This is a genomic window from Acinetobacter sp. LipI_19 (assembly GCF_058242925.1).
Genome location: NZ_JBZAYK010000001.1, coordinates 3969675 through 3982356 on the forward strand (window position 1 = coordinate 3969675; position 12682 = coordinate 3982356).

General features: G+C 36.9%; 9 protein-coding genes and 1 pseudogene. All 10 read left to right on the plus strand.

The features are described from left to right. The first annotated feature begins 326 nt into the window (after positions 1-326). Complete coding sequence (locus AC4CVF_RS19045; RefSeq protein WP_336953851.1) at positions 327-971, plus strand: hypothetical protein; 645 nt, start codon at positions 327-329, stop codon at positions 969-971. A gap of 29 nt (positions 972-1000) precedes the next feature. After that, positions 1001-1510: a type VI secretion system contractile sheath small subunit gene (gene tssB / locus AC4CVF_RS19050; RefSeq protein ID WP_004723560.1), complete on the plus strand. Its 510-nt coding sequence runs from the start codon at positions 1001-1003 to the stop codon at positions 1508-1510. Beyond that, positions 1503-2984, plus strand: coding sequence for a type VI secretion system contractile sheath large subunit (tssC, locus tag AC4CVF_RS19055; protein ID WP_336953850.1), 1482 nt, complete (start codon positions 1503-1505; stop codon positions 2982-2984). Before tssB ends, tssC begins: the two co-directional genes overlap by 8 nt. 47 nt (positions 2985-3031) lie before the next feature. Continuing rightward, positions 3032-3535 (plus strand): Hcp family type VI secretion system effector, encoded by a 504-nt coding sequence (locus AC4CVF_RS19060; protein WP_004723558.1) that lies wholly within the window; start codon positions 3032-3034, stop codon positions 3533-3535. A 63-nt stretch (positions 3536-3598) separates the two neighbouring features. Continuing rightward, complete coding sequence (gene tssE, locus AC4CVF_RS19065) at positions 3599-4072, plus strand: type VI secretion system baseplate subunit TssE (RefSeq protein WP_034617192.1); 474 nt, start codon at positions 3599-3601, stop codon at positions 4070-4072. A gap of 17 nt (positions 4073-4089) precedes the next feature. Continuing rightward, the gene (gene tssF / locus AC4CVF_RS19070) at positions 4090-5898 is read left to right on the plus strand and encodes a type VI secretion system baseplate subunit TssF (protein WP_490789826.1); all 1809 of its coding nucleotides are present in this window, start codon (positions 4090-4092) and stop codon (positions 5896-5898) included. After that, positions 5862-6854 carry a type VI secretion system baseplate subunit TssG gene (tssG, locus tag AC4CVF_RS19075; RefSeq protein ID WP_336953848.1) on the plus strand — a complete coding sequence of 331 codons (993 nt, stop codon included), beginning with the start codon at positions 5862-5864 and terminating at the stop codon, positions 6852-6854. The genes tssF and tssG overlap by 37 nt, the downstream gene beginning before the upstream one ends. Then, positions 6855-8243, plus strand: a complete 1389-nt coding sequence (locus tag AC4CVF_RS19080; RefSeq protein ID WP_490789827.1) for a hypothetical protein — start codon at positions 6855-6857, stop codon at positions 8241-8243. It begins immediately after the preceding gene. A gap of 37 nt (positions 8244-8280) precedes the next feature. Next, on the plus strand, positions 8281-12183 hold the full coding sequence (tssM, locus tag AC4CVF_RS19085; protein WP_490789935.1) for a type VI secretion system membrane subunit TssM: 3903 nt from the start codon (positions 8281-8283) through the stop codon (positions 12181-12183). Between the two features lie 34 nt (positions 12184-12217). Then, a pseudogene (gene tagF / locus AC4CVF_RS19090) lies at positions 12218-12614 on the plus strand (type VI secretion system-associated protein TagF); the annotation flags it as partial. Positions 12615-12682: the final 68 nt, after the last annotated feature.

Below are 12682 nucleotides of genomic sequence, written 5' to 3' on the forward strand. Positions count from 1 at the left end.
AATTCTAAATTTTCTAGCCTATAAATTTGGCATTAAAATTAGTATATTGAAATCAAATATTTAATAATTTTTTAAAAATCACTGGAAATATTTTACATAAAAAAAAACTTTTGTGAAGATAGGATATTATGTATATTATACAACCAATTAAAAAAGTCATTTTTATCAAACGGTTAAAATATTGATACGAAATTTAACTTGACGAGAGCACGTTTTTTTAGTCTTATTTTTAAGTCTTTAACGAAATTGCTTAATTATACATATTTATAAAACATCAAAAGTAAATTTATTGAATAACTGAATCAAGTAAATATTGAGGTTGGATTTTGAAGAATTTTATTCCATATATTTTAGTTCTTGGCACATCATTGGCGACTACATTTGTCTACGCAGATGATGAAATCAAACTAAAAAGATCCTGTATAAAAGATTACCCAATGGTTGAGGGAGAAACTAATCCTGAGTTGTTGGCGGTCTATTCACAATTGTGTGATAAGAAAAATAAAGACAATAAAAACAAACTGTTGGTCTCGGCAGCAGAAAAGTTTCAGCAAATTGGGAAAAATGATAAAGCCATCCAAATTGTTAATTATTTAGAAGCGCAAAATATACAAAGCAATGAGTTAACGGATGTCAAATTCCTTGCAGGAATTGGCTTAGCTTCTGACGCATTGAATAAAATGCGTACACGTGAAATGAGATATTTGACTGAGGATAAAACCTATCCTGTTGCAAAAAGTTTTACTGACGCAGTTAGACAAGCAATGCCAGCAGCAGTTTTGGTTGAAAAAAATCAGGAAAGTGCTCCAGTTGTAGAGCGTGCTCGTCCTCAGAAGGTAAGTCGCCCTCAGAAGAGTCGTACTACACCAACACGCTCAACGCCTGCTACAAAACCAGCTACAAAGCCTACTGCGACGCCAGCGAAACCGAAGTCTACGTCATCAGCACCAAGACCGAATTTCCCAACATAATTTATTGCTCAAATTAATGGATAACAAAAATGTCAAAACGTGAAAGTGTACAGAAGAAATTACAGCGAATCCGACCACCACGTGTTCAACTGACTTATGATGTTGAAGTCGGTGATGGTAAAGAAATTAAAGAACTACCGTTTGTTGTGGGTGTTTTAGGTGACTTTTCAGCTGCTTCTGAGTTAGAAAAAACCAAATTAAAAGATAAAAAATTTATCAATGTCGACTTAGAAAACATTGATGAAGTGATGGAATCATTGTCTCCACGAGCTGCATATCAAGTTGAAAATACGTTAACTGAAGAGGGTGGGCGTATGTCAGTCGATTTAACTTTTAAATCGATGGAAGATTTCAGACCAGAACAAGTAGTACAACAAGTAGAGCCATTGAGAAAATTAGTTGAAGCTCGTGAACGTTTAACAGATTTGAGAAACAAAATTTCAAATAGTGAGCGTTTGGAAGATTTACTGGATGAAGTCTTACAAAATACTGATCAGATTCGTAAATTAAGTGCTGAGGCGGGTCCTGAAAATGAGTAATTTACAAACCAATACTGCGCAAGATGCAGCCGTAGAAGAAGTAAGTTTACTTGATTCTATCGTGGAACGCAGCCGAATTGCACGCAATGACGAAGAGCATGACCGTGCTAAAAGCTTGATTGGTGAGTTGGCCAAAGAAGTAATGGCAGGAACAATCACTGTTTCAGAAAATATGTCTTTGTCGATTGATAAACGTATTGCTGAAATAGATGCGTTGATTTCAAAACAGCTCAGTAAAATCATGCACAATGAGCAGTTTCAAAAAATTGAATCAACTTGGCGTGGTTTGTATTACTTCTGTCAAGAGTCCCCATCAAATCCATTGATCAAAATTCGTATGTTAAATACAACGAAAAAAGAATTGGTCAAAGATTTTCAAGGTGCAACAGATTTCGATCAAAGCACCTTGTTTAAAAAAGTTTATGAAGAAGAATATGGATCATTCGGTGGTGCACCTTATGCGACATTGATCGGTGATTTTGAGTTTGACCGCACACCTTCAGATATGTATCTGTTAGAACAGATTTCACATGTTGCAGCAGCAGCACATGCTCCGTTTATTTCGGCAGCAAGCAGCAATATGTTAGGTCTTGAATCATTTACTGATATTGATCGTCCACGTGATGTTTCAAAAGTATTTGAAACAGCAGAATATGTACAGTGGCGTTCTTTCCGTGAAAGTGATGACGCTCGTTATGTTGCGTTGACAATGCCACGCGTTTTAGGCCGTTTGCCTTATGATCCAAAAGAAGGTTGGGCGACTGAAGGCTTTAACTTTGTAGAAGAAGTTTCAGGGCAAAACCATGATGAATATTTGTGGATGAATGCAGCTTATGCGTTTGGTACCCGTTTGACCAATGCATTTGATCTCCATGGTTGGTGTGCTGCGATTCGCGGTGTTGAAGGTGGTGGTATGGTCGAAGGCTTACCAGTACATACTTTTAAAACCAATGACGGTGAAGTTGTATTTAAGTGTCCAACAGAAATTGCGATCACTGACCGTCGTGAGAAAGAGCTGAGTGACTTAGGTTTTATTCCATTAGTTCATTGTAAAAATACAGATTACGCAGCATTTTTTGGTGCGCAGTCTACGCAAAAACCGAAGAAGTATGACAGTGATACAGCAAATGCGAATTCGTCGTTATCTAGCCAGATCCAATACATCATGGCTGTTTCTCGAATTGCACATTACTTAAAAGCAATGATGCGAGATAAAGTCGGAAGCTTTGCTTCAGCAGGTAATGTAGAAGCATTTTTAAATGAATGGCTATCACAATATGTATTGCTTGATGATGGTGCTTCACAAGAAGCAAAAGCGCAGTATCCATTGCGTGAAGCTTCTGTAAAAGTTGTAGAGAATCCTGCAGAGCCAGGGCACTACAAGTCTGTGGTCTTCTTAAGACCGCATTTCCAGCTAGATGAGTTGTCGGTTTCTTTGCGACTTGTCACTGAGTTACCTCAGTCCTCGAATTAAAATAGAGCGTGGCTAAATAATAACTTTAAAAAATAAGGGTAAATCCAATGAAAGATATATACGTTCAATTTCAAGGTAAGTACAAAGTTGATGGCGAGTCACGTGATTCTGAGCACAAAAATTGGCTAGAAGTTAATTCTTGGTCTCATAATATTCGTCAGCCAAAATCTGCGACTTCTTCAAGCGTTGGTGGTCATACTGCTGAACGTGTAGAACACTCAGATATGCTTTTTGTTAAAGATTTGGATGCAACTAGTCCAAAACTTTGGGAAGCATGTTCTGCGGGTTATACATTTGATGAAGTTCAAATTGACTTCTACCGCGCAAATGGTGACAAACGTATTAAGTACCTTCAAATCAAACTTAAGCATGTACTTGTTTCAAGTGTAACGCCTACCGTAAATGAAGAAGGTGTTCCAACTGAAGCATTTGGTCTAAAATATGCTGCGGTTGAGTGGACTTATAATCAACAAGATATTAACGGTTCTGCTAAAGGTGCCGTTACTAAGAAATGGTCTCTTTCTAACAATACTGCATCTTACGCTGCTTAATTGTTTGTTGAAACAGATAGGGACTTGGGTCCCTATCTGTTTCATATTATTAGAATATACATTATGAATTTAGATCAACTTTACCCCTATGGATTTCGATCTACACTATTTGATCGTTTAATTGTTGAAGATGATTATATAAAAGGGCTTTCTATTCATGAGTTAAGAGAGTCTGTTGCCCATGATTTAGAAGACTTATTAAATACACGAATTGCCAAACTGGATTTGGAAATCGATGATTTCCCTTTAGTCAAAAAGTCTATCATACAGTTTGGTATTATTGATTTTGTTGGACTTTCAACCGCAAATCCAACTGATCGGGATACTATCTGTCAATCTATAGAACAGTCGATTGCTGCTCATGAGCCACGCTTAAAACAAATTAAAGTAGAAATGCAGTTAGATGACCAAAATGTTGGTTCGTTATGTTTAAGCATTCAAGCTTATTTAAATATTCACCCACTTTATGAACCTGTAATTTTTGATGCCTTACTTAAGCCAACAACACAGCAATATGTGATTTCTGCCAGATCTTAAAATAAAGTAGGTATGTCGTGATAGAAGAACTTTTACCGTATTATGAAAAGCAATTACAAGAATTTGGACAGCAGTCTCGTGCTTTTGCAGATAAATACCCGAAAATTGCACAACGATTATCTTTAAATCAAGAACAAATTGATGATCCTCATATTGAACGCCTTATACAGGCATTTTCTTTAATTGCTGCACGTATCGATAAAAAGTTAGCTGATAGTTACGACATCTTTACCCGTTCTTTATTTGAGGTAATGTTTCCTCAATATTTACGTCATTTTCCAGCGTGTTCTGTGGTGAGTTTTGAAGACTTAAATAAGCAAAAACAATTGAGGGATGTTCACATTATTCCCAAAGGAACCACTTTAAAGTCAAGAAGTTTCAAAGGTGTCCAATGTGAGTTTAATACCAGTGCTGAAGTTAAATTATTGCCTATTCAACTGGAAAGTCTGAGTTTTCAAACCAATCCCAGTGCACATATTCATTTAAACCAAAATGCGACATTAAATTTAAAATTTGAATTATTAAACCCTGCTAAAAATTGGTTAAAAAATGAAAAGCTGCCCATTTATCTGGATGCCATTTCAAACTTTCCTTTGCAAGTTTTAGATCATATTTTCCATAAAGAAACCAGTTTTAGTCTTCGCATCAATAACAAGGTTGTGCCGATAAAAAATCCGTTTGAAGTGATGGGTTTTGATGAAAATGAAAGTTTATTGCCCGTTGATCAACATACACATCATGCTTATCGATTATTAATCGAATATTTCTGTTTTCCTGAAAAGTTTAGTTATTTAAATTTGAATTTAGATTTTTTAAAATTATTAAAAGAAGAAAATTTGAGTTTTGAAGTTCAAATCCATTTAAAACTGAATTTAAATGATCAAGCCATCATTCGCAACTATTCAGAATTGAATGTGGCAAATTTTAAGTTATTTACCAGCCCTGTCGTCAATTTATTTGAGAAACAAGCTGAGCCACAAAAAATCAATCATAAAAACTTAGAATATCCTTTAATGACAGATGCACATCATCCTGAATTCTATCAAGTGTATTCAATCGTTGAAATGAATTTAATCCGTGAAAAAAGTAATCAAGATCAAGTGGTTTACCCAATTCTACCTTTCTTTGCGATGAGTCATTATCATGGTGACGATATTCAGTTTTTTTATGCGTTAAATCCAACGGTTTTACAAAATCAATATGTAGAAACGGGCTATTCGATTATTTCTAAACAATTAGAACCACACAGTATTAAGTCTGATTTTGTTAGTTGTAAGTTGTTATGTTCCAATCGTGAATTACCGCACGAAGCTTTGGGTCAGTCAAACAACGTCTTGAACTTGAATGACAGTACCGTTGCTCGTCGTGCATTGGTGTTAAAGAGACCTACAGCACCCTTCCAATTTGAAAAAAATAAGAATGAACAATGGCGTATTATTTCGCACCTTTCATTAAATACTTTAGCCTTAATGAAAGGTGATGCTGTAAGTCATATTAAAGAATTGCTAGAGCTTTATAACTTACCTAAATCTAAAGAAAATCATTTAATTATTGATGCAATTAAAAAAATTGAATTTGAAATCACCAATAAACTCGTTGAAGCCAAACCCTTTCCAATGTTTGTACGCGGGGTTAAGGTTTTAATGGATGTCGATGTCCAAGTCTTTAGAGGGCATAGCTTATATATTTTCAGCGAATTGATCAGTCATATTTTTAACTTAAAAGTACAGATGAACAGCTTTGTTGACGTTTTTGTTCGAGATTTAAATACAAAACAGGAGTTATACCAATGCGTACAGAACGTTGGTGGCAAGAAGCTTCTGTAATTGATGAGCTTTTTAAAACCCCTACAGCTTTTGAATTTATACAAACCACACGATTATTTAGACATGCGCCCAATACCGCTTTTTTAAAGAATTGGTCTGACGATTTTCTTTTTGAAAGTTCATTAAACTTGAACTTTCCAAAACATGAAATTGAATTACTCGAACAACAAGACGAAAAAATTCATCTTACAAATTTGATTGTCGGTTTAACCGGTATGCAAGGTGCAATGCCGTATACCTATACTAATAAAGTGAAACAAACACCGCGTAAACAGCGTGTTGAAGTTCAAAAGTTTCTAGGTTTATTTAATCATAAGCTTACGGCTCAATTTGTTGAAGCAAGTTTAAGTTATAACTTGCCTGTACGTTATGAAGTTGAAAAAGAAAATAATTACTTAGAAATCTTGCATGCTTTAAATGGTTATATTAGGACACAACATCAACAGAGTGATCTAGATGACTATTTTGCTGAATTTTCTGGGCTTATGCAGGGTCAAAATAATACAGCTCATGCATTAAAGACAATGTTGACCTGTGTATTCAATCAACAAGTTGAAGTCAAAGAATATATTACTGAAAAGTTTAAACTCGGGAATGAGCAGAAAACTACTTTGGGAGGGGACCGCCCTTTCTTGTTAGGTGTAAATACATTCTGTGGAGAGACGATTCGACAAATAGATGGAAAAATCGAGATTCAAATTGGACCGTTGAGCCATGCACAGTATTTAGAATTTTTACCCAAGAAAAAATTAAGTAAGAAGTTAAAAAAAATTCTGCAAAGTTGGTGTAGTCCAACCTTATTTGTCGATTTACGTTTAGTCTTGGCAAAAGAGGAAGTCCAGCCTTTACAACTAAGTTCAACAACACAAATTGGTTTGGCACAAGGTGCTTTTGTGATGCCAAAAACTCAAAGTGACAATGATGAAACGTGTTATGCACTGATTGGAGTGTCATAAGTGATCAAAATAATTTTAGGAACTTTAATCAGTACCATATTACTAGTTTCGGTAATCGTGGTATTTTATTGGCGTGATATTAAATATGACCCAAATGGGCAAGATTTTCTGATTTTCTTTGGCGTGATTCCAGCTGCGATTACTTTGTTAATCCTGAGCCCAATGTTGATCAAAAAGATTTATCAAAGCCACCAAGAGAAGAAAGAACAACAAAGAATTGAGGCAGAGCAACGTTCAGAACAACAAATCACTGAAGCTAAAGTTGAAGAAAAAATTGAATGGGTAGACTTGAAAGTTTATTCAGCCACAAGCTTAAGTGCCTTAGGCGAAAATGAAGCACAGCTTGATCAGCTTCAAGATGTGGCAAGTCCTGAACTTGATTCGCAATTGGTCAATGGTTATGGTTTACCGATTCTTTCATTCCGTGTTCAAGATATTGAAGAACCGTTAGAGGATGAGGCATCTAGTCTTTCTAGTCGTCAAAAGCGTATAAGTGCATTAATTCAGCAGCAATTAGAACAGAATACTGAAACTTTATATCAAATAGCAGAGCACCTAAAAAACTCCGCACTCTTTTATGATGCCAAACTTGCACATGAATATCGTATGCATCCTGCTTGGATTGACCCTCATCATGACGATGAAGATGAGCCGATTGAACAACAGGTCGCAGAAGCAGTACCTCGACTTAATTATTTGAATATTCACATTATTTTGCCAGAAAATTTATTCCATAGCTGGGATGAAAGTTCAGCTTCAGAATTGGTTCACCATTATCTTACTGAACTGGGCATTCTCGATCAGCAATTTGGCACTGAATATCATTATTGGGGTGAAACAACTGCGTATAAAGACTGGATTAAGTTGCTAAAAAGAACCCAACTTTTGGATTCTGAGGTATCACTGTTTATTTCAGTAGATTCAGAAATTGATCAAGAAACCATAGATGATCGGACGTGGATGACTGAAAAATATATTCCATCTGAGTATATCAGTACTTGTTGTATGACAAATACCCAGGTCGAATTGCAAAATTTACAAGCAATAAAGTATATTCGAATTGCTTTAAATTCTGATCAGGCATCTAAAACATTAAAAGAGTTGAATTTAGACCAAGCAGAACAGTTTGATCAAGAACAGCCCTTTGTCTTGGTCTTAGACGACCCAGCAGAGATCAAGCTGTTAAAGAAACTTGAACAAAACTTTGCCGAAACAGCTATTGAAGCGCATCATTATCTTTACAGTAAAAATAGCCTAGGCCATACCCAACCCTTAGCCAAAGTTTTTGGTTTTATGTTGAGTTTGCACTTTAAAGATGAGTTGTACGGTTATGTTTATAGTGCTGAACATCAGCAAACCCAAGTGATTGTTGGGACTGAGTTTGCATAGAACTTACAGATAAATTTAGAAAGAAATAGAGAAAATGATACAAACAATTTTAAGCTATGCATGGCAGTACATCACAAATCCGAAACTGGTGATTGCGCTTTCGATTCTGGTTGCGATCGTTTCTTCATATAGTGTAGTACCGCGTCAGTACTTCTTTATGATGGTTGCAGCTTACATTCTTGGGTTGGTGATTTACGGCATCTACTGGTTGATCCAGCGTCGTAAACATGCAGAACAAGGTGAAGCATTGGCTGAAGCGATTCAACAAGACACCACTGCTGAATATGGAAAACAAAAAGATAAAGAAGAATTAAATCTGATCAATCAGCAGATGAAAGATTCGATCCAATTGATTCGTAAGTCTAAATTGGGTGATAAAAGTGGTAACGCAGCACTCTATGAGTTGCCTTGGTATATGGTGATTGGTAACCCAGCTGCGGGAAAAAGCTCGGCAATTTACCATTCTGGATTAAAATTTCCCTTTGAAGAGACCCATCAAAAAGTGGTGTCTTCAGGACTCAGTGGTACCCGAAACTGCGATTGGTTTTTCTCAACAGAAGGGGTATTGTTGGATACAGCTGGTCGATACTCTGTGTATTCAGAAGACCATTCAGAATGGTTAGGCTTTTTAAATATTCTGAAAAAGAACCGCTCTAAAGCGCCGATCAATGGCTTAATTGTGATTGTTAGTGTGGCTGAGTTGGTTAGTCAAAGCCCTGAGAAATCGATCAAATTAGCGAAAAGTTTAAGAGCGCGTATTCAAGACTTAACTGAACGTTTAGAAATTTTTGCACCTGTTTATTTGGTCTTTTCTAAAATGGATTTGATTGCAGGATTCACTGAATTTTTTGAATGTTATGAATCTGCTGAGTTTGATCAAGTTTGGGGCGCAACCTTACCTTATGACTCTGAATCATCACAGAATGCTGTGGAACATTTCGAGAAGCACTACAATATTTTATATGATGGACTAAAAGGGGTCAGTACCACCCATTTAAGTCGCCGTCATGCGCAAAATATTTCGCCAAGTGTGATGACTTTCCCACTTGAATTTAAGACTTTAAAACCTGTATTAAAAACGTTTATTGGTACTTTATTTGAAGAAAATCCGTATCAGTTTAAACCAGTCTTCCGTGGCTTTTACTTTACGAGTGCTTTACAAGAAGGCGTGATAGAAAGTCCGATGACGGAACAGATTGTTGATGATTTTCAGCTGACTAAAATCCCCAATAGTGAACATGGTATTCCACAAAATTCAATTTCTCAGAATCATGGCTATTTCTTAAAAGGGCTATTCTCAGAAGTCATTCTCAAAGATAAAAACCTAGTTAAACAACATATTAACCCGACCACAAAACGTAAACGTTATTTGGCGTTTATTGCATCATTATTAGGTGTTTCCATTATTTTGGGTTTATGGGTATGGTCTTATCGTAATAATCAACAATTGATTGCAGATGTTCAGGCCGATTTAAATAAAGTTGTGCAAATGGAGCAAACTTCAGGTCAAGAGCTTTCAACCCAAATCGATGCTTTACTGATTTTGCAACAACGCTTAGAGCAATTGGATGATTTTGATCAGCATCGTCCATTGAAATTTTCATTTGGTTTATATCAAGGCAATGACTTAAAAGAAAAATTAAAAGCTGAATATTTAAAAGGTGTGAAACAGATTGTTTTAGCACCAAGTCAGCAAAACATTGCGCAATATCTACAACGTGTAAAAGGCAATGAGCAGACGCTTAAACAAAATCATGTCAATGTTGAAATTAAGCAAGCGTCTTCGACACAAATTGCATCAGAACCTTCTGATACCAATCCGCAAGATGCTTACAATGCGTTAAAAGCCTATTTGATGATGAGCAATCCACAATATATGGATGCGAGTCATTTAAGTGACCAAGTCACTCGCTTCTGGCGTTCATGGCTAGATACCAATCGTGGGCAAATGCCACGTGGAGAAATGATTCAAAAAGCTGAAAAAATATTGAGCTATTCAATGACCTTAGCCAATGATAAAAAGTTTCCAGTGTTAGAGTCTGATGCGCAGTTGGTAGATCAAACTCGTCAAGTATTGCTTTCTGTTGTACGAGGGATGCCTGCCCGTGATCGCGTTTATAATGAAATTAAAATGCGCGCGGCGGTTCGATTCCCAGCTGTGACCGTGGCCCAAATTGTCGGTGAAACCAATCGGAATGTCATGCTGGGTGGTTATGCATTGCCTGGTATATTTACCCAAAAAGCATGGGATGAATATGTCGATAAAGCCATTGAAGAAGCTGCGAATAAACCCACGGATACCAAAGATTGGGTGTTGAATAGTACCCAGTCAGACGATTTAACTTTTAGTGGTAGCCCTGACCAAATTCGTAAACAGTTAACCCAGTTGTATAAACAAGAATATATTGCTGAATGGAAAAAGTTTATTAATGCCACTCACTATGCGAAAGGGCCTGATTTTGTTCAACAAGCTAAGGTCATGGATGTATTGGGTGAACCACAAAACTCTCCAATCCGTACCTATATTGACCGTGTTGCAAAAGAAACCAGTTGGGATAATCCAATTGTTCAAGCTGAACTTGCTGCGCCACAAACCGGATTTGTTGCTTGGTTTAAGCGTAAAGTTTTAGGACAAGGTAAAACGGATGATATCCAACGTGCATCGAATCAAGCACAAGGGCAGATTTCTCAACAATTCCAAGTATTCTACCAATTGGTTCGTAAACGTGATGATTTACAGAACAAATCACTGCTAGATGATTATTTACAGAATATGGCACAAGTCAGAAGTAAATTGAATGATCTACGTAGTGCAGGTGACTTTGGTCCAAATGCTTTGGCCCTAGCAAAACTTACTATTAATGATCAAACTTCAGTTTTCAACACCACTCAAAAAGTTGTTGATGAAAAATTGACGGTAGGTTTAGGTGAGTTGGATCAGCAAATGGTTCAGAAATTGTTGGTGAGCCCGTTAACCCAATCTTTTGATAGTTTGTTGACTCCAGCACAGGATGAAATAAATAAACTCTGGACCTTGCAAGCTTTCCAACCGTTTAGCCAAACACTTTCACAAAAAGTGCCATTTAACTCATCTGGAACGATTCAAGCGACCAGTAGTGAAATTAGTCAAATTTTTGGTGATAACGGTAGCATTGCTAAATTTGTAAAAGAAACTCTTGATCCATTTGTTATTCGTCGTGGTTATACATTGTCATCGAAGACATGGAAAAACATGGGGATTGGCTTGAATCCTGAATTCGTTATGAATTTTGAGCAATATACTACGCCAATTAATGGTACATCTGCTGGAGCAGCAGGGGGTGCGCCGGTTGCAACCAATCAGTCAAACTTCCAATTCTATCCGATCCCTAACAATAAATTATTGTCCTATACCATTGATATTGATGGACAGCGTTTGGTTTATGAAAATGGCATCCAACAATGGGTCAACTTCATGTGGCCAAATCCTGGTGCAATACCAGGAGCACGGATCACGGCAATCGATTTAGATGGACAAACCCATACTATATTTGATGAGCCGGGTGAATACGGAATCAATAAATTAATCGATAGTGCACAACGTAAGTCATTGAATGGAAGCTTTGAAATGACATGGGCAAGCAAACAAAACAGTGATTTGTTTGTGAAACTTCAATTCCGTTTAATTAGTGGTAATGCTTCAAATCCAATTGGTTCTAATCGTGGCTATGTTGGATTAAAACTGGTTGATCGAGTCACAAGTCCTAAAGCACCATTGGTTGTTGCAGCACAGGCAGCGCCTGTTACCGTAAGTGCAAACTCACCAGTGGCTTCACCATTTGGCGGTGCGACTGCACCGGTAGCAGCTGCACCTAAGCCTCAGACAACCGCACCAGCAAGCTCAACTGTAGCACCTGCTGGCAATGCGGCAAATGCTGCTGGAAAAGGAGTGGCTCAATGATTCAAGGAAACGATTTGACGCGAGGGATTAAAGTATGCAAACGATAAAGTCTACACCGTTGTATTATGGAAAATGTCCCGCACGTGGTGATTTTCTGAAAACAAAAGGGCAATATTCATTGATTCAAGTGATTGATCAATGGATTACGGAAGCTTTAGAGCTTGCAATGCGAGAAGAAAATTTTAATCAAGCTTATGAATCATTAGCGCCTTTAGACTTCTTTATCGCAAACCCTAAGGAAAGAATGTTTCTTGCGGCAAATATGGTGACCAGTGAAGACAGTTCTGGTCGTCAATTTCCAATGGTCTTAAGTCAGTTATTAGAAGTTGATCATCCTTTTCAAAACTTACTCTATGCGCCGTTTAAATATAAACCGGTATTGATTGATTTATTTCAAAAAAATCGAAGCATCCGAACCATTCGTGATCCTGAAGTATTGATCAATAAGCTGGGTGAAATTGATCATGAAATACAGGTCTTGCCTGAATTAAAAACGCAG

Excerpts from the sequence above, each read along its gene's own strand:
- tssG (WP_336953848.1), top strand. The coding sequence starts at position 5,862 with ATGCGTACAGAACGTTGGTGGCAAGAAGCTTCTGTAATTGATGAGCTT.
- tssE (WP_034617192.1), top strand. The coding sequence starts at position 3,599 with ATGAATTTAGATCAACTTTACCCCTATGGATTTCGATCTACACTATTT.
- tssC (WP_336953850.1), top strand. The coding sequence starts at position 1,503 with ATGAGTAATTTACAAACCAATACTGCGCAAGATGCAGCCGTAGAAGAA.
- AC4CVF_RS19060 (WP_004723558.1), top strand. The coding sequence starts at position 3,032 with ATGAAAGATATATACGTTCAATTTCAAGGTAAGTACAAAGTTGATGGC.
- tssB (WP_004723560.1), top strand. The coding sequence starts at position 1,001 with ATGTCAAAACGTGAAAGTGTACAGAAGAAATTACAGCGAATCCGACCA.